The organism is Rheinheimera sp., assembly GCF_037442345.1.
Taxonomy (GTDB): domain Bacteria; phylum Pseudomonadota; class Gammaproteobacteria; order Enterobacterales; family Alteromonadaceae; genus Pararheinheimera.
In genome coordinates, this window is record NZ_JBBIQL010000004.1 from 113,768 (window position 1) to 137,763 (window position 23,996).

Annotated in this window: 21 protein-coding genes; 19 read left to right on the top strand and 2 right to left on the bottom strand. The window is 51.3% G+C overall.

What is annotated here, in order from left to right:
• Nucleotides 1-19 precede the first annotated feature (19 nt).
• The 12 genes from WKJ04_RS03405 to WKJ04_RS03460 all read left to right on the top strand — a co-directional run bounded on the left by WKJ04_RS03405 (nucleotide 20) and on the right by WKJ04_RS03460 (nucleotide 13,333).
• On the top strand, nucleotides 20-1,357 hold the full coding sequence (locus WKJ04_RS03405; protein ID WP_337879124.1) for a Na(+)-translocating NADH-quinone reductase subunit A: 1,338 nt from the start codon (nucleotides 20-22) through the stop codon (nucleotides 1,355-1,357).
• Nucleotides 1,357-2,562, top strand: a complete 1,206-nt coding sequence (locus tag WKJ04_RS03410) for an NADH:ubiquinone reductase (Na(+)-transporting) subunit B (RefSeq protein ID WP_337879125.1) — start codon at nucleotides 1,357-1,359, stop codon at nucleotides 2,560-2,562. The genes WKJ04_RS03405 and WKJ04_RS03410 overlap by 1 nt, the downstream gene beginning before the upstream one ends.
• On the top strand, nucleotides 2,555-3,340 hold the full coding sequence (locus WKJ04_RS03415; RefSeq protein ID WP_337879126.1) for a Na(+)-translocating NADH-quinone reductase subunit C: 786 nt from the start codon (nucleotides 2,555-2,557) through the stop codon (nucleotides 3,338-3,340). Before WKJ04_RS03410 ends, WKJ04_RS03415 begins: the two co-directional genes overlap by 8 nt.
• Nucleotides 3,333-3,959, top strand: a complete 627-nt coding sequence (locus WKJ04_RS03420; RefSeq protein WP_337843059.1) for an NADH:ubiquinone reductase (Na(+)-transporting) subunit D — start codon at nucleotides 3,333-3,335, stop codon at nucleotides 3,957-3,959. The genes WKJ04_RS03415 and WKJ04_RS03420 overlap by 8 nt, the downstream gene beginning before the upstream one ends.
• 11 nt (nucleotides 3,960-3,970) lie before the next feature.
• A complete protein-coding gene (nqrE, locus tag WKJ04_RS03425) occupies nucleotides 3,971-4,579 on the top strand; it encodes an NADH:ubiquinone reductase (Na(+)-transporting) subunit E (protein WP_337843060.1) in 609 nt (202 codons plus the stop codon).
• A 25-nt stretch (nucleotides 4,580-4,604) separates the two neighbouring features.
• Nucleotides 4,605-5,831: an NADH:ubiquinone reductase (Na(+)-transporting) subunit F gene (gene nqrF, locus WKJ04_RS03430; RefSeq protein ID WP_337843061.1), complete on the top strand. Its 1,227-nt coding sequence runs from the start codon at nucleotides 4,605-4,607 to the stop codon at nucleotides 5,829-5,831.
• 152 nt (nucleotides 5,832-5,983) lie between these two features.
• Entirely contained in the window at nucleotides 5,984-6,196 is a 213-nt protein-coding gene (gene nqrM, locus WKJ04_RS03435) for a (Na+)-NQR maturation NqrM (protein WP_337843062.1), read from the top strand.
• A gap of 94 nt (nucleotides 6,197-6,290) precedes the next feature.
• On the top strand, nucleotides 6,291-7,835 hold the full coding sequence (locus tag WKJ04_RS03440) for a leucyl aminopeptidase family protein (protein ID WP_337879127.1): 1,545 nt from the start codon (nucleotides 6,291-6,293) through the stop codon (nucleotides 7,833-7,835).
• Between the two features lie 110 nt (nucleotides 7,836-7,945).
• Nucleotides 7,946-9,244 (top strand): NCS2 family permease, encoded by a 1,299-nt coding sequence (locus tag WKJ04_RS03445; protein ID WP_337879128.1) that lies wholly within the window; start codon nucleotides 7,946-7,948, stop codon nucleotides 9,242-9,244.
• Nucleotides 9,245-9,371: 127 nt separating this feature from the next.
• The gene (locus tag WKJ04_RS03450; RefSeq protein ID WP_337879129.1) at nucleotides 9,372-12,038 is read left to right on the top strand and encodes an ATP-binding protein; all 2,667 of its coding nucleotides are present in this window, start codon (nucleotides 9,372-9,374) and stop codon (nucleotides 12,036-12,038) included.
• A complete protein-coding gene (locus WKJ04_RS03455; protein ID WP_337879130.1) occupies nucleotides 12,031-12,456 on the top strand; it encodes an HIT domain-containing protein in 426 nt (141 codons plus the stop codon). The genes WKJ04_RS03450 and WKJ04_RS03455 overlap by 8 nt, the downstream gene beginning before the upstream one ends.
• A 37-nt stretch (nucleotides 12,457-12,493) precedes the next feature.
• The gene (locus tag WKJ04_RS03460; protein WP_337879131.1) at nucleotides 12,494-13,333 is read left to right on the top strand and encodes an HDOD domain-containing protein; all 840 of its coding nucleotides are present in this window, start codon (nucleotides 12,494-12,496) and stop codon (nucleotides 13,331-13,333) included.
• A gap of 59 nt (nucleotides 13,334-13,392) precedes the next feature.
• Here WKJ04_RS03460 and rdgC read toward each other — a convergent pair whose 3' ends face one another.
• Together rdgC and WKJ04_RS03470 are read right to left on the bottom strand one after the other, a co-directional pair.
• Nucleotides 13,393-14,286, bottom strand: coding sequence for a recombination-associated protein RdgC (gene rdgC, locus WKJ04_RS03465; RefSeq protein WP_337879132.1), 894 nt, complete (start codon nucleotides 14,284-14,286; stop codon nucleotides 13,393-13,395).
• Nucleotides 14,287-14,397: 111 nt separating this feature from the next.
• Nucleotides 14,398-16,146: an ATP-binding protein gene (locus WKJ04_RS03470; protein ID WP_337879133.1), complete on the bottom strand. Its 1,749-nt coding sequence runs from the start codon at nucleotides 16,144-16,146 to the stop codon at nucleotides 14,398-14,400.
• A gap of 273 nt (nucleotides 16,147-16,419) precedes the next feature.
• Between WKJ04_RS03470 and WKJ04_RS03475 the strand changes: the two genes are divergently transcribed.
• From WKJ04_RS03475 to ung, 7 genes are all read left to right on the top strand, one after another.
• Entirely contained in the window at nucleotides 16,420-16,785 is a 366-nt protein-coding gene (locus WKJ04_RS03475) for a response regulator (RefSeq protein WP_337879134.1), read from the top strand.
• Nucleotides 16,786-17,391, top strand: a complete 606-nt coding sequence (locus WKJ04_RS03480) for a chemotaxis protein (protein ID WP_337879135.1) — start codon at nucleotides 16,786-16,788, stop codon at nucleotides 17,389-17,391.
• Nucleotides 17,391-18,344 carry a diguanylate cyclase gene (locus tag WKJ04_RS03485; RefSeq protein WP_337879136.1) on the top strand — a complete coding sequence of 318 codons (954 nt, stop codon included), beginning with the start codon at nucleotides 17,391-17,393 and terminating at the stop codon, nucleotides 18,342-18,344. The genes WKJ04_RS03480 and WKJ04_RS03485 overlap by 1 nt, the downstream gene beginning before the upstream one ends.
• A 198-nt stretch (nucleotides 18,345-18,542) precedes the next feature.
• The gene (gene thrA / locus WKJ04_RS03490) at nucleotides 18,543-21,002 is read left to right on the top strand and encodes a bifunctional aspartate kinase/homoserine dehydrogenase I (protein ID WP_337879137.1); all 2,460 of its coding nucleotides are present in this window, start codon (nucleotides 18,543-18,545) and stop codon (nucleotides 21,000-21,002) included.
• A gap of 1 nt (nucleotide 21,003) precedes the next feature.
• The gene (gene thrB / locus WKJ04_RS03495; RefSeq protein ID WP_337879138.1) at nucleotides 21,004-21,969 is read left to right on the top strand and encodes a homoserine kinase; all 966 of its coding nucleotides are present in this window, start codon (nucleotides 21,004-21,006) and stop codon (nucleotides 21,967-21,969) included.
• Nucleotides 21,960-23,249: a threonine synthase gene (thrC, locus tag WKJ04_RS03500; RefSeq protein WP_337879139.1), complete on the top strand. Its 1,290-nt coding sequence runs from the start codon at nucleotides 21,960-21,962 to the stop codon at nucleotides 23,247-23,249. The genes thrB and thrC overlap by 10 nt, the downstream gene beginning before the upstream one ends.
• 2 nt (nucleotides 23,250-23,251) lie before the next feature.
• Nucleotides 23,252-23,914: a uracil-DNA glycosylase gene (gene ung, locus WKJ04_RS03505; RefSeq protein WP_337843245.1), complete on the top strand. Its 663-nt coding sequence runs from the start codon at nucleotides 23,252-23,254 to the stop codon at nucleotides 23,912-23,914.
• Nucleotides 23,915-23,996 lie beyond the last annotated feature (82 nt).

Sequence of the window (23,996 nt, forward strand, 5' to 3'; positions counted from 1 at the left end):
TAAAGTAGTGCAAGTACGTATGATAAAAATCAAAAAAGGATTGGACATTCCCCTCGCGGGCAGTCCTAAACAAGAAATCCATGATGGTCCGTCCATCAAACATGTCGCTGTACTTGGCGAAGAGTATGTCGGTATGCGTCCCACAATGCTGGTTGAGGTTGGGGATCGTGTTAAAAAAGGTCAGGCGCTTTTCGAAGACAAGAAAAACCCTGGCGTTTTATTTACCGCTGCTGTTGCCGGTACAGTCAAAGAGATCAACCGCGGTGCCAAACGTGTTCTGCAATCTGTGGTGATTGAGGCCGATGGTGATGATGCCATCAGTTTTGACCAGTACGATGCGGCTCAGTTGGCCAGCCTGACCGGTGAACAGGTTCGCAAGAACTTACAGCAGTCCGGTTTATGGGCTGCTTTCCGCACCCGTCCTTTCAGTGCCATTCCTGCGGTAGACAGTGACGCTCGTGCTATTTTCGTCACTGCGATGGATACCAATCCATTGGCAGCCGATCCGGCGCTGATCATTGCCCGCCGTGCCGATGACTTTAGCCGTGGTCTGGCAGTGTTGTCCCGCCTGAACAGCAAAGTGTATCTGTGCAAAAAAGCGGGCAGTTCAGTGCCTGCTGTGCCTTCTGTACAGGTGGCTGAGTTTGATGGCCCGCACCCGGCTGGTTTGCCTGGTACTCATATTCACTTCCTTGATGCGGCCAGTTACACCAAAGTGGTGTGGCATATCGGTTATCAGGACGTGATCGCCATTGGCCATTTGTTTGCAACTGGCCAACTGGATAGCAGCCGTGTGATTGCTTTAGGCGGGCCGGTTGTAAAAAATCCTCGCTTAATCAGCACGTTACTTGGCGCATCTTTGGCTGAGCTGACTCAAGGTGAACTGACTGAAGGCCAAAACCGGGTTATTTCAGGGTCAGTGCTGTCTGGTAAAACTGCGGTGGGCGTGCATGGCTATGTCGGCCGTTACCATGTTCAGGTGTCAGTGCTGGCTGAAGGTTATGAGAAAGAGTTTATCGGTTGGGCTATGCCTGGTTCTGACAAGTTCTCCATCACCCGTGCTTATTTATCTCATTTGAATCCAAAACGTTTGTTTAATATGACGACCTCGACCAACGGTTCAGATCGCGCCATGGTACCTATCGGTAACTACGAGCGGGTGATGCCACTGGATATTCTGCCGACGCTGCTGTTACGCGACCTGTTGGTTGGCGATGTGGATGAGGCGGTCGCCTTGGGTTGTTTGGAACTGGATGAAGAAGATCTGGCGTTGTGCAGCTTTGTCTGCCCAGGCAAATACGACTACGCCTCAGCACTGCGTAGCTGCCTGACCAGCATCCAGAAGGAAGGCATATAATGAGTCTGAAGCATTTCTTAGAAAAGATTGAGCCGCAGTTCGAAAAAGGCGGCAAACATGAGAAGTGGTATGCCCTGTATGAAGCTGTGGCTACCATTCTGTATACCCCTGGACTGGTGAATAAAACCGGTACTCATGTGCGTGACAGTATTGACCTGAAACGGATCATGATTTTCGTCTGGTTGATGTTATTCCCGGCTTTGTTCTTTGGCATGTTTAATATTGGCCACCAGTCCGTTCTGGCGCTGCAGGCCGGTTTTGGTATGCCTGATACCTGGCAGGTTGCATTGTTCCAGGCCTTTGGTGGTGAATTAACTGCTGAATCGGGTTGGGGCAGCAAAATGTGGTACGGGGCCTGCTGGTTCCTGCCGATTTACGCTACTGTGTTTATTGTCGGTGGTTTCTGGGAAGTTCTGTTTGCTTCTATCCGTAAACATGAAGTCAATGAAGGGTTCTTCGTCACTTCTATTCTGTTTGCGCTAATTCTGCCTGCTTCTATTCCGTTGTGGCAAGCTGCTTTAGGTATCACCTTCGGTGTGGTTGTGGCGAAAGAAGTGTTTGGCGGTACTGGCCGCAACTTCTTAAATCCGGCTCTGGCTGGCCGTGCTTTCCTGTTCTTTGCTTACCCGGCTGAAATTTCAGGCGACAAAGTATGGACTGTGGCAGACGGTTATGCAGGCGCTACCTGGTTGTCTAATGCGGCCAATGGTCAGGTGTCTGACTGGTCTATCAATGCACAGTGGTGGGACGCATTCTACGGTTTTATTCCGGGTTCAGTCGGTGAAACCTCATTCCTTGCGCTGATGATCGGTGGTCTGGCGTTGATCTACTTCCGCATCGCGTCCTGGCGCATTGTGGCCGGTGTCATGATTGGTACCATTCTGTTCTCTACCCTGTTTAACCTGATTGGTTCTGAAACTAACCCCATGTTTGCCATGCCCTGGTACTGGCATATCGTGTTGGGTGGTTTTGCCATTGGTATGTTCTTTATGGCCACCGACCCTGTATCAGCCTCATTTACTGACAAAGGGAAGTGGGCGTACGGCATTCTGATTGGTTTTATGGTTGTGATGATCCGTGTGGTGAACCCTGCCTATCCAGAGGGCATGATGCTGGCGATTTTATTCGCTAACCTGTTTGCTCCTTTATTCGATTACATGGTTGCTCAGGCGAACATCAAACGGAGGCTTGCTCGTAATGTCTAGCAATAACGATTCTATCGGCAAAACCTTTTTTGTGGTGATTGCCCTGTGTCTGGTTTGCGCTATTTTTGTAGCGACGGCGGCTGTCCAGCTGCGTCCGAAGCAAGCTGAAAACAAGTTGCTGGATTCCCAGAAGAATATTCTGATTGCGACCGGCCTGTTGTCTGGCACTGATATCAAAGATCTGTACAGCAAGCATATTCAGGAACGTTATGTAGACCTGAATACGGGTGACTTTGTTGAAAAGCCAGCTGGTTATGAATACCGCAAAGCGATGAAAGACCCGGCTAGCAGCGTTAAGCTGGAGGGGGCTGAAGATCTGGCGTCTATCAAATCCCGCGCCAATATAGCACCTGTGTATTTTGCCTATAACAACGGTGTGGATTCAGGTGAATTGTCTGCCATCGTTCTGCCTATTCATGGTTACGGTTTATGGTCAACCATGCATGCCTTTCTGGCGTTGGACAAAGACGGCAATACCATTAAAGGGTTGAATTACTACGAACATGGCGAAACGCCGGGTTTGGGTGGCGAAATTCAGAACCCGAAATGGGTGGCTCAATTTGTTGGTAAAAAACTGTTGGATGACGCAGGTCAGCCAGCAATCAAAGTACTGAAACCAGGCAATGCCAACCCAGCTTCAGCCTCTGAAGTGGATGGTCTGTCTGGCGCCACTCTGACCAGTAATGGTGTGCAACATACCTTTGATTTCTGGACTGGTGCCAAGGGCTTTGCCCCGTTCCTGGCGAAAGTTCGTGATGGAGCATTAAACAATGGCTAGTGCAAAAGAAATTAAAACCGTCCTGTTTGGGCCTGTTTTTGCGAATAACCCAATTGCATTGCAGGTGTTAGGTATTTGTTCAGCCCTGGCTGTAACAACCAAAATGGATAAAGCTTTGGTAATGGGGATTGCGCTTACTTTGGTAACTGCATTCTCTAACCTGTTTATCTCATTGATCCGTAATCACATACCTTCAAGTGTGCGTATTATCGTGCAAATGACCATCATCGCGTCTTTGGTGATTGTGGTCGATCAAATCCTGAAAGCCTTTGCCTACAATGTGGCCAAAGAGCTGTCGGTATTCGTTGGTCTGATTATTACCAACTGTATCGTGATGGGGCGTGCTGAAGCCTATGCGATGAAAACAGGTCCTGGCATGAGTTTCCTGGACGGTATTGGTAATGGTCTGGGCTACAGTGTGCTGTTGCTGATCGTTGCTTTTATCCGTGAACTCTTTGGTTCAGGCACTGTGTTCGGCGTAGAAATTCTGCCACTCATCAGTGCTGGTGGCTGGTATCAGCCAATGGGTCTGTTGTTAATGCCGCCAAGTGCATTTTTCATCATCGGCCTGTTTATTTGGGTTCTGCGGACCTTCCGCCCTGAACAGCAAGAGAAGTAAGAGGGGCTGACATGGAACATTATTTAAGTTTATTCGTTCGCGCTGTCTTTATTGACAACCTGGCGTTGGCCTTCTTTTTGGGTATGTGTACCTTTATCGCCGTATCCAAGCAGATTAAAACGGCCTTCAGTTTAGGTATAGCGGTGACCTTCGTTCTCGGGTTATCTGTCCCTGTAAACCAGTTGGTGTATCACAACCTGCTGGCTCCTGGTGCTTTGGCTTGGGCTGGTTTGCCAGAAGCGGATTTAAGCTTCCTTGGCTTTATTACTTATATCGGTGTGATTGCAGCATTGGTACAGATTGTTGAGATGTTCCTCGACAAATACGTACCTGCGCTTTACAACGCCTTAGGGATTTTCTTGCCTCTGATCACAGTAAACTGTGCAATTTTCGGTGCTGTGGCCTTTATGGTTGAGCGTGATTATGCCTTCGGTGAAAGTGTGGTGTTTGGTTTAGGTAGTGGTATTGGCTGGACTCTGGCTATTACCCTGATGGCGGCTGTGAGTGAAAAACTGAAGTACGCGGATATCCCTGCGGGTCTGCGTGGTTTGGGTTCACGTTTTATCATGGTAGGCCTGATGGGACTGGGCTTTATGTCCTTCTCTGGCGTATCGCTGTAAGTAATTGCTGTAAAAGGAAAGATCAATGCAAGAGATATATCTTGGCGTTGGAATGTTCACCCTGTTGGTTGTAGCCCTGGTCGTTATGATCCTGGCTGCCAAAGCCAAACTGGTATCTTCAGGTGACATTACCATCAACATTAATGGTGATCCGAGTCTGGCGCTCAAAACCAAAGCCGGCGGCAAATTACTTGGCGCTCTGGCCGACAGAGGAATTTTCCTGTCATCAGCCTGTGGTGGTGGTGGTTCATGCGGTCAATGCCGCGTGCACGTTCACGCCGGTGGTGGTGACGTATTGCCTGTCGAAATGGGCCACCTGAACAAAACAGAACGCCGTGAAGGTTGTCGTCTGGCTTGCCAGGTCAGTGTAAAAACTGACATGGACATCGAAGTGGAGCCGGAAATCTTCGGTATTAAAAAGTGGGCCTGTACTGTTATTTCTAACGATAACAAAGCCACTTTTATTAAAGAACTGAAGCTGGCTATTCCGGACGGTGAGTCTGTGCCGTTCCGTGCCGGTGGTTATATTCAAATCGAAGCTCCTGCTCACCATGTGAAGTATGCGGACTTCGATATTCCTGAACAATACCGCGGTGACTGGGAGCGCTTTAAGTTCTTCACGCTGGAATCAAAAGTGGATGAGCCGACCATTCGTGCTTACTCCATGGCGAACTATCCGGAAGAAGAAGGCATTATCATGCTGAACGTGCGTATCGCGACGCCGCCACCAAACAACCTGACGTTGCCATGCGGTAAGATGTCGTCGTACATCTGGAGTCTGAAAGCCGGTGATAAAGTAACTATTTCTGGCCCATTTGGTGAGTTCTTCGCCAAAGACACCGACGCAGAAATGGTATTTATCGGTGGTGGTGCTGGTATGGCACCGATGCGTTCGCATATTTTCGACCAGCTGCGTCGCCTGAAATCCAAACGTAAGATCACCTTCTGGTACGGTGCCCGTTCCAAACGTGAAATGTTCTACGTGGAAGATTTCGATATGCTGCAGGCGGAAAACGACAACTTCCAGTGGCATGTGGCCTTGTCTGATCCTCAGCCAGAGGACAACTGGACGGGTTACACCGGCTTTATTCACAACGTTATTTATGAGAACTACCTGAAGAACCACAAAGCGCCAGAAGATTGTGAGTTCTACATGTGTGGTCCTCCAATGATGAACAAAGCGGTGATCAATATGCTGAAAGATTTAGGCGTAGAAGACGACAACATTCTGTTGGATGACTTCGGCGGTTAAAGCCACAGCGACCTCTGCAAAAGCCAGCGTGATGCTGGCTTTTGTTTATCTGTTTGACGGCGGCTGGTGCGGGCAGCGCAAACAAAGGCGGCAGATCAGCCGGCTGAATTGTGTTACACTGCGCGCCAGTTTTATCTCCCTTCAGGTGTGGTATGGAAATTTATATTCTGACCTTTGTGGTGCTGCTGGTGGTGATCCTTGCCATGGCGGTGGGTTATATACTGCAACAAAAAACCATAGCGGGTAGCTGTGGTGGCTTAGGTGCTTTAGGGATTGAAAAAGCCTGCGACTGCGATACGCCGTGCGAACGACGCAAAGAGCGTTTACGTAAAGAACAAGAGTGGCAGCAAAACAAAATTATCTGATACTGCAGTGATGGTCTGCTTACAGAACATCACCGGTGTTTTTTCTGAATGACCTGCCTGCTTGCAGGTCTTTTTATTTATGGGGTATCGAATTATGGCATTTCCAATTCCAGTGGCGGTTGCTGATTTAACGTCAGCCCTGACAGAGCCGCAGTGGGACGCATTGTTAGTGGTGGCTGAAGACTTCTCCGCATTAGCTACGGAAAAACTGCAGGCCGCTGTGACTGCTTTGCAACAGATTGACCGGCGTATTGGCAAAGAAACTGTGTTGTGTCAGACCGATGTAGCACCGGGCGGGCGGCTGGTTTTAGCAGCGACAGGACCACTGCACCGGGATTACGATGACGTACGTGCTTTTGCGGATGCCGCGAAGCAAGCTGTGACTCAGGCCAAAGCTGCAGGCGCCCGTTCGCCTTTATTACTGGTGCTGGCGCCGCAAACAAAGGAGTTCGCACAGGCTCAGGCTGTTGCTTACCTTGGGGCTTGCCAGGCCTTATGGCAGCCGCTGGAAGGCCGTGAGGCGCTGGGTGAAAGTAAAGTGGAACCTGTGCACCAGATTGGTGTGGTGGGCATCAGCAGCGCAGAGGCTGACTACCTGAATGCAGTGGAAGCAGGTAAACGTCTGGCGCGCGACTTGTGTGGTACTGAGCCTGAGCGTATGGCACCACGCCGCTTTGCTGATTATTGCGTCGAGGCGTTTGCCGGCACTGCAGTGTCGGTGACAGTGCAAACGGATGTGATGCAGCTGAACCAGGATTATCCGCTGCTGATGGCGGTGGCCCGCTGTTCATTGCAGGTGGAACGCCATAAACCTGCAGTGATCCGTCTGGAATACCAAGGGGAAGGTCCAATCGAACAGACCTTGTTGTTTGCCGGAAAAGGCCTGGTGTATGACACAGGGGGCGCCGATTTAAAAACCGGCGGTGCCATGGCGGGTATGAGCCGGGATAAAGGTGGCGCCGCTGCAGTGGCAGGCTTTTTAAAGACTGTCGCCTTGCTCAGGCCAAAAGGCTTAAAAGTCGTTGCTGAAATTGGTGCTGTGCGCAACAGCATTGGGGCAGATGCCTTTGTGCCGGACGAAATTATCCAAAGCCATGCAGGTGTACGGGTCCGTATTGGCAATACGGATGCGGAAGGCCGCCTGGTGCTGGCCGACCTGCTATCCCATTTGCGGGAAGAGGCCAAAACGGCTGTGAATCCGGTTTTGTTTTCCATCGCGACGTTAACAGGTCATGCGGCCCGCGCTGTCGGGCCTTACAGTGCATTGGTTGAAAACGGTGCCGCGCGGCAGCAACAGTTGTCGGCTCAGTTGGCGCAGGTGGGGGATGTGTGGGCAGACCCAAGTGAAATCTCACGCAGCCGCCGCGAAGACTTCAGCTTTATCAAAGGCCGCAGCTGTGCCGACGATATTTTAAGCTGCAACAACGCACCTTCCTCCGTGACACCACGGGGTCATCAGTTCCCTATGGCATTTTTAGTGGCGGCCTCAGGCTTGGATCAGCATGCGCTGGCATCAGAGCAGCCAGTGCCTTATTGCCATATTGATATTGCTGGCAGTGGCGTGGATGGGGGCGACTGGCAACACAGCAAACCTTCAGCGGCACCGGTGCAGGCACTGGCAGCGCTGTACTGCCGTTAATCGAAGGCATACAAAACCCGGAGCTCTGACTCCGGGTTTTGCATTTCTGATGCTGCAGTCGCCGTCCAGGCTGCTATGCTATAACCCTTTGAAGATAGTGAGAAAGTTCAATGAAATCTTTGCTGGACCGCTGGTTTCGTATCAGTGAGCGCCAAAGCTCATTAAAAAAAGAGCTGGTTGCGGGTCTGACCACCTTTATGGCCATGAGTTACATCCTGTTTGTTAACCCCAGTATGTTGGCGCAAGCCGGTATGGATGCTGGGGCTGTTTTTGTGGCCACCTGTCTGGCTGCTGCTTTTGGTTCTATCCTGATGGGGTTGCTGGCGAATTTGCCGGTGGCTTTGGCACCAGGTATGGGGCTGAATGCATTTTTTACCTATGTGATAGTGCTGGAGCAGGGGTATGCCTGGCAGACCGCGCTGGCGGCCGTGTTCTGCTCTGGGGTGTTGTTTTTATTGCTCAGTATTTTCCGCATCCGGGAGTGGATTATTCAGAGTATTCCTTTTGCGCTGAAGATGGGCATTGCCGCCGGTATTGGCATGTTTCTCGCGCTGATCGCATTAAAGACGGCGGCAGTGATAGTGGCAAGCCCAGCGACCCTGGTGAAATTGGGGGATTTACATGACCCTCGGGTGCTGCTGGCTATTTTTGGGTTCTTCCTGATTTTTGCGTTGGCGCATCGTAAACAACAGGCGGCGGTCTTTATCAGCATTTTGCTGATCAGTCTGATTGGCTTATGGCGTGGTGATGTGGAGTTCCACGGTCTGGTCGCGATGCCGCCAAGTCTGACACCGACTTTTCTGCAGCTGGATTTCGTCGCTGCGCTGCAATGGGCGATGATCCCGCTGATCCTCAGTTTGTTATTTTTGGATCTGTTTGATACGTCAGGCACTCTGGTGGCTGTCAGTCAGCGTGCCGGGCTGATGAAAGCCAATGGCCAGATCCCGCAGCTGGATAAGGCTTTATTGGCAGACAGCTCTGCCACTATAGCCGGCTCGCTGCTGGGCACATCCACGACAACCAGTTATGTCGAAAGCACAGCTGGTGTGGCTGCCGGTGGCCGCACAGGTTTGACAGCGGTAGTGACGGCGGCCTGTTTTCTGGCCGCGCTCTGGTTGTCACCGCTGGCCGCTATGGTGCCTGCTTATGCCACGGCAGGAGCTTTGTTTTATGTGGCGACCCTGATGCTCAGCAGTTTGCAGCATGTGCGTTGGGATGAGATCACAGAAGCTGTACCTGTAGTGGTGGTGTTGGTGATGATGCCACTGACTTTTTCCATTGCAGATGGCATAGGTATGGGGTTTATCAGCTACACACTGCTGTGTGCCATGACCGGCCGTTGGTCACAAACCAGCCTGAGTGTCTGGGTATTAACGGCGGTGTTTGTCGCTAAGTTTGTGTTTTCCTGATTGTGCAGGAACTGCAGTCAGATGGCGTCTGTACTTGTATCAGGCCTTATTTGCTTGTAGTTCCAGCAGGCTCTTTGTATGCTGATTGTCTTCTTTCAGGACGACGGTTGAACTACCCAGGGTATTCATGAGGTTACGCGAAACATTAGTGGTGTATATGCTGCCAGTGATGGTCGTGCCTTTGTTATTTCTGGGCTATTTGTCTTACCACTACAGCAGCCGCTACTATGAGCAGCAGTTGTTTGCCCAAAGTCAAAAACAGCTCAATGCTGCCCGGCAACACTGGGTGCTTGGGTTAAAACATTATCAGGATGCACTGGCGTTGCTGAGCCAGCAACAAACTGTCAGCCGTTATCTGGCCGGGGACGCAGACACCGAAACGGCAGTGATCGACATGTTTGAGCAGTTTCGTTCGGTGAACCCTGATGTTGCTGGTGTCAAGTTTGTTCGTCTGAATGGCGATTACCAACTGCGTTTACCTTTGGATCAGCAACTGAAGGACGCCAACCGGCTGCGCAACCAATATTTCTCCTCATTGCAATCGATGATTGGCGATCAGAGCTTTTTTTTGTCGACTGAGTACGGCTCGGATCAAATCAATCTTTTTGTGGCGCAGAAACTGTATCAGGCCAGATACAGTGGCAATGATATTAAAAAGGTCTGGGGTTATCTGGTGCTGGTCATTAAACCCAACCTGTTTCGTCAAGTGCTGCTGCAGCTGAAATCCCCGCAGCAGGTGCCGCTGTTTATCAGCAATTCGGCCAATATTGCCTTTGCAGAAAATCCGTTGCTGATTGGCAGTGTATTTGGGCCCGCCAATTTTCAGCAATTGCAGCAGAGTGTAGGGCATTCTGAATACGAACAAAGCCTGCTGTTAGGGCAACGTATGTACGTCACCGGCATCGAACTGGATGGCCCTTATCAGTTGCTGCTTGGTTTAACACCAGAGCTGGTGCGGCAGCACCTGGGTTACAAACCCCTGTTATTTGCGGTATTCAGCCTTATTTTTGTGATAGGGCTGCCACTGTTTTTTTATTATGTACTGGCACGTTTTATTCTGACCCCCATTCAACAACTGACCAATGCAAAGACCACAGTGGGGCGCGGGGATTTGACGGTTCTGCTACCGGTGCAAAAACAGGATGAAATGGGGGACATGTTCGCCGCGTTTAACGTGATGGTCAGGCAGCTGCGGGTCTATCGGGAGCGGGAACGGGCTTATCAGCAACAGCTGGAAGATAAAGTGATCAGCCGGACTCAGGATCTGGCCAAAGCCAATAGTCAGTTGGAAGAAACCAACCATCAACTGGTGCAGGCTCGGGAAGTGGCGGAACAGGCCAGCAGGCTGAAAAGTGCTTTTCTGGCCAATATGAGCCATGAGATCCGCACTCCACTCACCGCCATCCTTGGTTTTAGCGAACAAGCGTTGCAAGAGACGGACCCTCAGCGTCAACGTGATTACCTGCAACGGGTTCGTAGCAGTGGCGACCATCTGCTGGCTTTAATCAATGATGTACTGGACTTGTCTAAAATTGAGGCGGACAAACTGGAGCTGCTGACAGAGCCATGCTCTTTAGCATCGTTGTTGGACGATACCTTTCAACTTGTCAGGCAGCAGTCGGAACAAAAAGGCTTGCAGGCTGAACTGAACCTCAATTTCCCCTTACCTGAAATACTGAAGGTCGACAGCCTGAGGTTCCGCCAGGTACTGATAAACCTGACCAGCAATGCAGTGAAGTTTACCCGGCAGGGGAAGGTGGTGATCAGTGTCAGTTATTTGGTGCCGCAGGAACAGTTATCGATCCGGGTTCGAGATACAGGTATTGGTATGACCCAGCAGGAAATGAATCGTTTGTTTCAGCCTTTTGTGCAGGCCGATGCCGCTGTTACCCGACATTTTGGCGGTTCAGGGTTGGGCCTCTGTATTTCCAAACGCCTGATGCAGCAAATGCATGGTGATATTCTGGTGGAAAGTGTCAAAGGGGTCGGCAGTTGTTTTGAAATCAGGATGAACTGCGAACATCAGCATCTGAGTCTGGTGTCTGAATTTACCCAAAAACCGGCTGAGCCTGCAGAACCAGGCCTGCCCGTTCATCTCGGTGCTTTGCGTATCCTTGTTGCGGAGGATAATCCGGATAACCAGTTGCTGATTCAGCTGTTGTTACAAAAAATGGGGCTGCAAAGTGAAATCGTCGACAATGGCCACAAAGCGGTAGAACGGATCTTGTCCGAGCATTTCGATTTGGTACTGATGGATATGCAGATGCCCAAAATGGGGGGGGAAGAAGCCACTATGTTGTTGCGCCATGCGGGCTGTCAGATCCCTGTTATCGCGTTGACAGCCAATGTGATGGCTGAAGACAAAGCCCGTTACCTGAAAGCGGGGTGTCAGGCGGTGTTGGCAAAACCTATTGTGCATCATGAGTTTGTCCGGTTGATCCAACAGGTATCGAACAGTACAGTAACGGATGACATGCAGCAGCTGAAAGAGCAACTGGAGCAGGACCCTGTGATCCAGCAACTAAAACTGCAGTTCAGAATGCAGCTGCCACACTTGGAACAGCAACTGGAATTATTCTGGACTCAGAAAAACTGGTCCCGGCTGGAGTATGAAGCGCATAGCATCAAAGGCAGTGCCGGCAGTATGGGCTTCCCTGAACTGACAGAGCTTACCGCTCAGATCGAGCAGGCCGTCAAGCAACAGCAGTACCAGCAAGTTCGTCCGCTGCTTGACAGATTACATCATCAGATAGCCAGTATAGTGGCAACAACAGGAGCACCTCTGGATGCCTGAAGACTTTCATTTGGCCTCTGAATTCAGTCGGGACAGCCTGTGGCTGGCCGATTGGCCTTTATGCCAGCTCAGATTACAAAATGATGCCAATTACCCCTGGCTGATCCTAATCCCCAGACGGCCTGACTTAGTTGAAATTATTGATTTATCTGCAGCTGATCAGCAGCAGCTTTGTGTTGAAAGTGCTCATCTGGCTCGTTTTTTACGAGAGAAATTTTCTGCAAAAAAGCTTAATATTGCTGCCCTTGGTAATATGGTGCCCCAGCTGCACATTCATCATATTGTGCGCTACGAAGACGATCTGGCCTGGCCTGCTCCCGTTTGGGGTAAGCACCAGGCCCGGCCCTACAATGAAGTGGAGCTGGCCAGAATGATGCAAAAACTGGAAGGCCTGGGTGCGCCTGACAAAATGTTCTGAGTGTTAACCTGCTGCTTTGGCACAGAGGAATTTTGATATGTCGGCTGAAAATGCCTTGCTTACTATTCTGATTGAAAAAATTCGAACCGACTTACTGGTGCTGCCTACGTTGCCAGAAATTGCCATCCAGGTGCGCCGCACAGCCGACGATGCAAACAGTACACTGCAGAGCATGACGGACGTGATTGCGCAGGATCCGGCATTGGCGGCCCGGATGATCAAAATTGCCAACAGTGCTTTTATGGGCCGTTCAATCCGGGTGACCTCACTGAACCAGGCGGTGACCCGTATTGGGTTCAGCCAGGTAAAAAATATTGCCACAGCCATGGCGATGGAACAGCTGTTTATCTCTCAGCATGAACAAATTAAAGAGCGCATGGCGCAGGTGTGGAGCGACAGTGTGCATGTCACCAGCGTGGCTATTGCCTGTCTGAAGTTCTATATGGAAAACAACCGACAATGCGGCCTGAACCTGGATGTGATGACGCTGGCGGGTTTGATGCATCAGATCGGCGCTTTGCCTATTCTGACCGAAGCAGAGCGTTATCAGACGGTATTCGGAGATCCGCGTTTTCTCGATCAGGCACTGAACAGTCTGACCGGTCAGATAGGGGCTGCCATTATGCGGGCCTGGGACTTTGCAGAACCATACCCTGAAATAGTGCAAAACTGGAATAACCCCTCTTACTTGACTGCTGAAGCCGGTTATATTGATTTTGTCCGAATTGGCGTGATCAGCCGGACTGTGGCGGATGATGGTCAGCGGTTTGCGTTGCTGCAACCATACGTGGAACGGGGATTGCTGCCAGAACTGCACTTTATGAAGCTGCCGGAAATCGGTGGAGTGTCTGAGGAAATCAGAGCTGTGCTGAGCTAATCAGTATGGGGCTGGTATCACAACAAAAAGGAGGCTTAGCCTCCTTTTTGTCTCTGTGGTTACTGCTCCAGGTTCTGCAGTAAAGGTTGTAAAGCCGCGCGCAATAATTGATGCATCAGCAGCAAATCGGCATCCAGTCGGGCCGCCAGGTCGTCCCAGCCCATTTCATCATTCTGCTGGCAAACCACGTCATGGAATTTCAGCCGTTTAATGCTGCTGTCTTCACAGACCAGCAGACTGAGTTGCTCAGGTAACTCCAGAGCCAGCCGGGTTACCAGTTTATCTTCCAGATGACTTTGTACTTCGGTTGTGCTCAACACGTGATTGCTAAAACGAACCTTGGCACCTTCTTCATCCGGAGCTTTCAGTTCTGCTTCATGGCCTAATTCAAAACCAGCAGGCAGTTCTTTGCCTTGCAACCAGAAATGCAGCTGCTGATTGAGTTTGTGATTGTCCAGCAGAGGCAAAGCAGGTAAAGATCCGAAGGCCTTACGCATCAATGCCAGCACTTCTTCAGCTTTGGAGCTGCTGCTGGTATCAACCAGTAACCACTGTTGTTCACGGTCGTACAAGGCTCGAGTGACACTGGAGCGACTGAAAGCGCGTGGCAGCAATGCCTGAACCAGCTCTTCTTTGAGCGCCTGCTTTTCTTTGCGGCTGAGCGGGCGGCCTTTCTCCTGTTCAGCGGCGGCAATTTTCGGTTCCAGTTCTTCCTGGACTACAGCACCAGGCAGCACTTTTTCCTGACGTTTGACGGCCACCAGCATCAAGTCTGACGTCAGGTGACAAAAAGACTTGAAACTGGGATGCAGCGGGCTGGTGAAACCTATTTTCATGGCCTCCTGCGCCATGCAGGGGCTGAACTTGAATTCGGCCAACTGACGTTCAAGTTGCTCCTGATCGCCGCTCACCGCTTCATTCACTTTGTAAAGGCGTAAATTTTTAAACCACATAACTTAACTCTGACGCTTTAAACAAAGGCCAGAGTATACATGAGGCGGTTGACCTTTCAGGGGTATTTTGGCTGAAAATCTCAGTGCGAGATGTCAGCGCACAGCCATAGTTCAGACATTGCGTTTCAGGTTTTTTGGAAAGCGGATATGGTAGCTTAATCCCTGACCAGGTTCGCTGCTGACCTGAATACTGCCGCCCAGTGTCTGGCGGACCAGGTTGTAAGTGATATGGGTGCCTAAACCACTGCCCCCCTGATCACGTTTGGTGGTGAAAAACGGGTGGAACAGTTTTTCCAGCTGTTCCTGTGTCAGACCGCGACCATCGTCTGAATAGGTAATATCGACCATGGATCCTTCATCCAGCACAGTAATACGAATATGGCCTTCGTCCATTTCTTCAAAACCATGGATCAACGAATTCATCAGCAGATTGGTAAAAATTTGCGAAATAGCACCAGCCGGACAGCTCAGAATCATATTTTCCGGGCAGTTCACATCGATATGATGGCGGGTCTTTTTAAAATTGGGTTGAAGCGAACGAATCACTTCACTCAGGTAATCCGCCAGATTGATGGTGCGCAGCGCGTCACTGGTCTGGTCAACGGCAATTTGTTTAAAGCTGGCAATCAGTTCGGATGCGCGGGTCAGGTTCGACTGCAGCAAGGTAGTGCTTTGTTTGGCCTCTTCAATAAAATGCTCCAACATCTTTGGTGTCAGGGTTTTGTCTTTGTACTGGCTTTCCAGTGTGGCCAGCTTTTCCGCCAGGAAACTGGTGGCAGTGACGCCTATGCCAACAGGGGTATTCACTTCATGAGTGATACCTGCGACAAAACCGCCCAGAGCCGCCATTTTTTCTGATTGCACCAGACGATCCTGTGCCTGCTTTAAATCATCGACCGACTTTTCCAGCTCCGCTTGTTTTTGCCTTAAGGCTTCTTCACTGTGGCGGCGACGCTCGATTTCTTCGCGCAATGCCTGTTGTTTCACTTCCAGTTCTTGCTTTTGCTGCTGCAGGTCCATCATGGCCTGGCTCAGGCCTGAGGTTTTGCGGGCCACTTCCTGCTCCAGCAGCAAGTTGTGCTGATCCAGTTTTTCGTTGGACTGCAGCAACTGCTTTTGTGTGCTTTCAAGCTGAGACTTGTAATCCTGTACCCGGGCAATCAGCCGGTTAAAGGCATCGGCCATAACCGACAGTTCATTGCTTTCATTGTGCTGGATCTCGACCCGGGTGCCTTCCAGGTGGTCCAACTCTAAATCTTCAATTTGTTGAGTCAGTTCATTCAGAGGCAAGGTGAGCTGGCTGCGAAACGCCAATAAAAACAAAATGATCAGGAAAGTGGTTTTCAACACCGCGTTGCCGACCAGAAAATAAATACCAATTTTGATCCGGTCCAGTACCACGGCCCGGCTGGAAAACAAGGTGACATCGCCGACCTGGGTGGCGCGGCCGGAGAACTCAAAAATTAATGGAAAGGTATACCCAAAGAGGCCGGAGTTTTGTTCGGTTAACCGCACACCTTCCTGCACCAGGGAATTGCCATAACGCTCGCTGATATCAACATAACGGCCCAATTGGGTTATGACGGCACCACTGTCGTCCCGCACTATAATGCCTTCAATGGCCGGAATAGCCAGCAGGCCGTCGGCAATAATCATGGCCTGCTGAGTATTCAGCTCCCAAATCGCACGGGTGAGGCTGCCGGCAAAGGTTTGTTGTAAGGTTGCCAGCTCACCATTGATATGGTCTTTGGTATTGAAATACTCCGCGACAATCTGACCCAAAGTGACGACAAAAGTCAGAATAAAATACACTGACAACACTTTAGTCAGCAGCTTGCGGGATAAACTTTTTTGCTGCATCCGGTTACCTTGCAAGGAGATACGGGTTCAGGAGTCTGTCACTAAGTTAAACAAGTTTGTTAAAAATGAAAACACCAGTGCCCAGAAATATCTGTGAGACTAGGCAACAGAGGATCCTTTCGCAACAAAAGTGTGGCAATTGACTGAAAAAATTAAATTTTCGCGGTGATCGTGTGGGCAAATCTGCCAGGTTTCAGTTAAGGTAGGCAGGCGTTCATAAAAATGAAAAACAAGTCTTGGACAATGACAAGAACCCCTATGGAGTAATGTGGTATGGCACTGTCAGTGCTGATTTGTGATGATTCACTTCTGGCGCGTAAACAGGTTCGTAAATCTTTACCCGACGATCTGGATGCCGAATTTTTTACCGCTTCTAATGGCCGCGAGGCACTCGAAGTTCTGCAACAACAAGAGATAGGTTTGGTGTTTTTGGATCTGACCATGCCTGAACTGGACGGTATTGGTGTGCTGGAGCAGATCCGCTTGCGGCAACTGGATTGTTTTGTCGTGGTGGTATCGGCAGATATCCAGCCTGAAATGCAACGCAGAGTCAATGAGTTAGGTGCTTTGGCTTTTGTGCAAAAGCCCGTCAGCGCAGATAAATTATCTGGTCTACTCAAGCAATATGGGCTGGTCTGAATGAACTTCAGTGCCGAACAAAAGGACTGTCTGCAGGAGCTGATCAATGTTGCGATGGGGCTGGCCAGCGATAAACTGGCTCGCTTTCTCGGCACTTTTGTTCACCTGCAGGTGCCTGCCATTGAATTTATTCAGTCCTGCGATATTGCGGAGCACTTTGATCAACATGTGTGCAGCTCAGAGCAGGCCATGATCAGCCAGGGTTTTTTAGGCAATGATGGCATTCGCGGCGAAGCTATTTTGCTGTATCAACTGGAAAGCGCTCACACTCTGGCATCCTTGTTTGACTACGAGCAAGGCACCAGCTCCGACCTTGAAATGCTGATGGATATCAGCACCATTTTAAACAGCACCTTTCTGAACAGTCTCGCCAGTCAAATGATGCTGCAGCTAACCTACAGTGCGCCAAAAACTGTGGCGACGAACAGCGCCGGCGTCAAGGAGGCATTCGTTTTCTCCTTGCAAAACGCACAACTGGCGCTAAAGGTGGATATTCGGTATCAACTGACAGACTATGCCTTTGACTGTGATATGTTGCTGTTGATACCGGGAGACGCTGTGGTGCCGCTGCAGCGTATTCTGAGCTGTATTCTGGAACAATATTAATGAATGAAACCTGGTTATTTGGCCCTGTGTTGAATCAGCTCAACAGCGGGGTGTTGGTCGTGGACCCAGCCTTCAGGCTGGTTTACCTGAATCATTTTCTGGAACGGCATGCCAAACTGCAGTTGCAGGATGTAAAAAACAAATCCTTGTTTGAGGTGTTCACCGATCTGCCTGAAAGCTGGCTGCGACGTAAATTCGAAACGGTATTCAGCCTGCAAACGCCGGCATTCAGTACCTGGGAGCAGCGTCAGTATATTGTGAAATTGCCGCATTTGCGCCCGGTCACCAGCAGCAGTCAGTACATGGCGCAAAACTGCACCATGTTGCCGCTGACCGATCCGGAAGGTGGCCAGTATGTCTGCCTGCTGATTGAAGATGCGACGGACGCTTTTGTCTACCAGCAGCATCTGCAACAGGCCATGGCACAGCTGGAGCAAAGCAACAGACTCGATGGCCTGACCCAATGCCTGAACCGGCGTTTCTGGGAGCAACAGCTCAAACTGGAAGTTCAACGCGCTGAACGTTATCAGACACCTTTGTCGCTGCTGCTGTTTGACCTGGACAGGTTTAAACAGCTGAATGACAGGTATGGTCATCAGGGTGGCGATTTTGTGCTGGTGGAACTGGCCGCTCAGGTCAAACAGCTGCTGCGCGACAGCGACTGGTTTGGCCGTTATGGTGGTGAAGAGTTTGGCATTGTGCTGACCAACACAGACAAAGCCGGTGCTTTTGAGGTGGCTCAGCGTTTATGCCAGCAAATCGCAGCGACCAGCTTTCACTATCAGCAACACAAAATACAGGTCACGCTGAGTATTGGCGTGGCGGTATTGCAGAACTTTGATGAACGCGCTGCAGAGCAACTGATCGCAGCGGCTGATCAGGCCTTGTATCAAGCCAAACGCTCTGGCCGCAACCGGGTCTTGTGTTTCGACAGCGGCCTGACCAGTATTTAAACAAAAATGATCTGAACATTTAGATTGACAGACGTCTAAATGTTCAAGCATAGTGGTTTTATGAGAATAAAAAATCGCAATACCGTCACCATTATTACAACCACCAGCCCCACGGGGTAGGAGGTCGGCGGCGTATTGCATCCAGAAAAGGCCCGAGACCTCCCCGTCTCGGGCCTTTTTGCTTAGAAGGAGTGCAACATGAGGGTACTGAAGTTTGGCGGCTCATCGCTGGCCACCGTGGTCAGGTTTGCGGAGGTCGCTGATATAGTGGCAAGCCAAATCGGCACAGAGCCGGTTGGATTGGTATTGTCTGCACCACAAGGGGTGACCAATACCCTGGTGGAGCTGACAGACCTGGCTTTTTTAGGCTCAGACTACCTGCCGTTGTTGCAGCAATGGCGGCAGCGGCTGGCACAGCTGATTGAAGACGCAACACTGCGGACCAGCGCTGATCAGCTGCACGCTGTTCGTGAATTGGCAGCCGCTCAGGACGAGCGGTTGACTGAAAAGTTGCAAGGCATTCGGTTATTGGGTTATTGCCCTGATCATATTAAGGCGCAAATCCTTGGCATGGGGGAGCAATTCAGTGTGGCGCTGATGACGGCACTGCTCAAAGGCAAACAGCTGAAAACTGTGTTACTGGATTCGGTGGCCTTGGTGAAGAGTCAGGGCGATTACCTGAATGCGGTGGCAGATATTGCAGCCTCTGAGCAGAGTTTTGCGGCGGCACTTTCCAAACAGCAGGCCCAGGTGTATGTGATGGCCGGTTTTGTTTCCAGCAATGTGCAGGGCGAACTGTGCCTGCTGGGGCGCAACGGCTCTGATTACTCAGCAGCCATAGTGGCTGCCGCGGTGAAAGCCTCAGTCTGTGAAATCTGGACTGATGTGGACGGCGTCTACAGTGCCGACCCGCGTCAGGTAAAAAATGCCAAGCTGATTTCGCATTTATCCTACGACGAAGCGATGGAGTTGTCGTACTTCGGTGCCAAAGTGCTGCATCCAAAAACCATAGGCCCGCTGGCACGGTTTCAAATTCCTTGTTACATCAAAAACACCTTAAACCCGTCGGCACCGGGCTCCTGTATTGATCAGCACAGCAGTGGCGACAGCTTGGTCAAAGGCATTTCCAGCCTGGAACATCTGGCGCTGATCACAGTGTCAGGCCCAGGCCTGAAAGGGGTGGTGGGCATGGCGTCCCGTGTGTTTGCCGCCATGGCGCGGGAACAGGTATCGGTCAGCCTGATCACTCAGTCGTCATCCGAGTTTTCCATCAGCTTCTGTGTCGCCCAGTCTGATCTGAAAGTGGCTCAGCAGGCACTGGCGGCGGAGTTTGAACTGGAACTGGCGAATAAGCTGTTACGGCCTCTGCATATCCAATCGGACATGGCCATTGTCAGCCTGGTCGGCGATGGCATGCGCCAGCACCGTGGTGTGGCCGCGAAGTTTTTTGCTTCTTTGGCGCAGGCCAGAGTCAACGTGGTGGCTATTGCCCAGGACAGCAGCGAGCGGTCTATTTCGGCCGTGGTGGAGCAAAAAGCCTGTCAGGATGCAGTGAAAGTCTGCCATGAAAACTTCTTCAGCCATATCCCAAGCATTGATGTGTTTTTGGTCGGCTGTGGTGTGGTCGGAGGCGAGTTGTTGGCGCAGTTTCAGCGTCAGCAGGCGTTTTTGCAGCAGCGCAATGTGCGCCTGACCGTCTATGGGATCGCCAACTCCAAAGCCTTGTTATTGGACCCAAAAGGGATAGACCTGGCGCACTGGCAGGCGCAGATGCAGGACGCCAAAGCACAGTTCAGCGTGGCTCAGCTCAGCCAGTTTGTCACTGAACAACACCTGACCAACCCGGTATTGATTGACTGTTCCAGTGCCGAACCTGTGGCAGGTCTGTATGTGGATTTCCTCAAGGCCGGCTTCCATGTGGTAACGCCGAACAAAAAGGCCAACACAGCGTCTCTGGATTATTACCGCCAGCTGCGTCAGGTGGCTCAGCAGCACAGACGGCGTTTCCTGTACGAGACCACTGTGGGGGCCGGTCTGCCGGTGATTGACACCCTGCAGGGCTTATTTAATGCCGGCGATGAACTGCTGGCCTTTGAAGGGATTTTGTCAGGTTCGCTTTCTTATATTTTTGGCTTGCTGGAGCAAGGCGTCAGTCTGTCACAAGTGACACAAAAAGCGCGGGATTTAGGCTTCACAGAACCTGATCCACGCGATGACCTTTCCGGTATGGACGTGGCGCGCAAACTGCTGATTATGGCGCGGGAGTCAGGCCTGATGCTGGACCTGGCCGATGTGGAGGTAGAAGGCGTATTGCCTGCAGGTTTTGCGGCAGGCACCGCTGTGCCGGATTTTATGGCGCAGTTGCCCCAGCTGGATGCACTTTTTGCCGACAAAGTGGCCGCCGCTAAAGCCAATGGTCAGGTTCTGCGTTACATAGCAGAAATCCGCGACGGGCGCTGTAAAGTCGCCATTAAAGCTTTGGATCTGGATCACCCATTGGCCAAAGTCAAAGACGGTGAAAATGCGCTGGCCATCCACACCCGCTATTACCAGCCTATTCCATTTGTGTTGCGTGGTTACGGAGCTGGGGCTGCGGTGACTGCGGCCGGGGTATTCAGTGATGTGATGCGGACTTTGTCCTGGCAGCAGGAGATGTAACATGAGTCGTTATTTTGCGCCCGCCTCCACCGGCAATCTGTCGGTCGGTTTTGATTTATTGGGAGCGGCTTTTGAGCCAACAGACGGGCAGGCGCTGGGGGATGAGTTGATCATCCTGGGTGAAAGTGACGCGCTGGAGCTGCGTGTGTCAGGCCGTTATGTGCACCAGTTACCGGGCGATCTGAACGATAACCTGGTGATCAAATGCTTTTATGCCTTCGAGCAGGCCGTTGGCTGCACGCTGCCACCTTTGCAGCTGGAGCTGGTCAAGCATTTGCCTGTCGGCAGTGGGCTGGGGTCCAGCGCCTGTTCTATCGTGGTGGCTCTGTATGCCTTTAATCAACATTTTGGCCAGCCACTGTCTGACAAAGAACTTTTACAACTGATGGCCCAACTGGAAGGGGGCGTCAGCGGTTCTGTGCATTACGACAATGTGGCGCCGTCTTTTTATGGGGGCCTGCAGTTAATGCTGCAGGACAGCCCACAAATTTGCCGGGCTTTGCCCTGGTTTGAACACTGGCGTGTGGTGCTGTGTTACCCCGGCACAGTGTTGTCGACCAAAGCTGCGCGGGCTGTTTTGCCCAAAGAATTGTCGTTGCAACACAGCATTGCCTTTGCCGGTATGCTCAGCCGTTTTGTTGCCGCCCTATACAGCCGGGATGAACAGGACGCTTTAGCGGCCTTGCAGGATTTAGTGGCGGAACCGCCCCGGCGCCGTCTGATGCCGGAGCTGGAGCCGTTGCGTGCAGCCTTAATGGCCGAAGGGGTTGGCCATGTCGGTATTTCCGGTGCCGGGCCGACCATTTTTGCCATCTGCAGTACCGGGCAACAAGCCCAGTTTGCCGCCAGTTATCTGCAAACACAGTATGCAAAAAATCAGGATGCCATGACGGTGGTGTGCCGTCTGGCGCAACAAGGCGCACGGGCGCTACAGGATCAGAACACAGGATTAAGCAGATGCAATTAACGAATATTAAAGTTCCTTCGCAGCAAGTGAGTTTTCTGCAGGCCGTTCGAATTGGGCTGGGTGAACAGCAGGGGTTATTTTTCCCGACACAATGGCCGCAGCTGGATGTGCCCCGTTTGCTCGACATGCCGTTTGTCGAACGCAGCAGCCATATTCTGGCCAGCCTGATTGGGGATGAGTTAACGGCAGCAGAAGTGCAGCAAATGGTCGAAGCGGCCTTTGCCTTCCCTGCGCCTTTGGCGCCTGTCGCAGAAGGGGTGGCGTGCCTGGAATTGTTCCATGGGCCCACACTGGCCTTTAAAGACTTTGGTGGCCGTTTTATGGCGCAGGCACTGCTCAAAGCCCAGCAGGCCGAAAACGTCAGCAAAACCACTATAGTCACTGCAACTTCGGGGGATACAGGGGCCGCTGTGGCCCATGCCTTTTACCAGCAACCTGGGGTGGAGGTGGTGATCCTGTTTCCGGAAGGCAAAATCAGCCCGTTACAGGAAAAGCTGTTTACCACCCTTGGCAAGAACATTCACACTCTGGCCGTGAATGCTGATTTTGATGCCTGTCAGGCGCTGGTCAAAGAAGTGTTTAATGATAAAGCTTTGGTGCAGCAACTGAATATCAACTCGGCCAACTCCATCAATATCAGCCGTTTGTTTGCGCAAATTTGTTATTACTTTGAAGCGGTCGCCCAGGTTCCGGCCAATCAGCGAGATCAGGTGGTGATTGCTGTGCCGAGCGGTAATTTTGGTAACCTGACCGCCGGGCTTATTGCCCGGGTCTTAGGCCTGCCAATCAAACGGCTGATCGCCGCCACAAACGCCAACGATACAGTGCCCCGCTACTGGAAAAACGGCGACTGGGCGCCGCATAAAACAGTGGCGACTTTATCCAATGCAATGGATGTCAGTGCCCCCAATAATTGGCCCCGGGTTGAAGCTTTGCTGGCGCAAGGGCTGGTGGAGCGGGAGGCTCTGGAAGCCGTGATGGTGGATGAAGAAGACACCCAGCTGTCGATGCGTCAGCTCGCTCAGTTGGGGTATGTCAGCGAGCCGCACGCTGCGGTGGCGTACAAAGCCCTGAAACGCAGCCTGCAGCCTGGTGAATATGGCATCTTCCTTGGCACCGCTCATCCGGCCAAGTTTAAAGAGCAGGTGGAAAACATTCTTGGCAGCCCTATTGCGCTGCCAGCTGAGCTGGCTGCTGTCGCCAGTGAGGCAAGTTTGGCTGTGGCGATGAACGCTGATTATGTACAATTGCGCCAGGCATTATTGGCATTGGACAATTAAGCGTGAGTGTAAGCTGGCAAGACGTGATTGGGGCTGAGAAAAATCAGCCCTATTTTATCGACACCATCAACTATCTGAAGCAACAACGGGCCGCAGGGCAGGTGATCTATCCACCTGAATCTATGGTATTTAACGCCTTTAAATACACTCCGTTTGACCAGCTGAAAGTGGTGATTATCGGGCAAGACCCTTACCATGGACCAAACCAGGCCCATGGCCTGAGTTTTTCGGTGCCCCAGGGAGTGGCCATTCCACCTTCGCTGCGCAATATCTACAAAGAGTTGCAGCTGGAGTATGAAGATTTCCGCTATCCGGACCATGGTTGTCTGGAAAACTGGGCCCAGCAGGGCGTGTTGTTGCTAAACACAGTGTTGACCGTTGTGGCCAACGAAGCCAATTCACACCGGCAATTGGGCTGGGAACAATTTACCGACCAGGTGATCCGGGCTATCAGTGCACAAGCACAAGGTATAGTGTTTTTGCTCTGGGGCAGTCATGCAATTAAGAAGGGTCAGCTGGTGGATAAACAAAAACACCATATTCTGACCGCACCTCACCCATCGCCTCTTTCTGCACATCGCGGTTTTTTGGGATGTGGTCATTTTGTCAAAGCCAATGCACTCTTGACAGAACAGGGCAAGGCGCCAATCTGTTGGCAGGTTTAGAAGTCAGCTAAAACAAACCATCGCGAAAGCGATGGTTTGGGGCCTGAATTGTGGAATGAAAAAAAGCCCCGTCCAGCAGGAC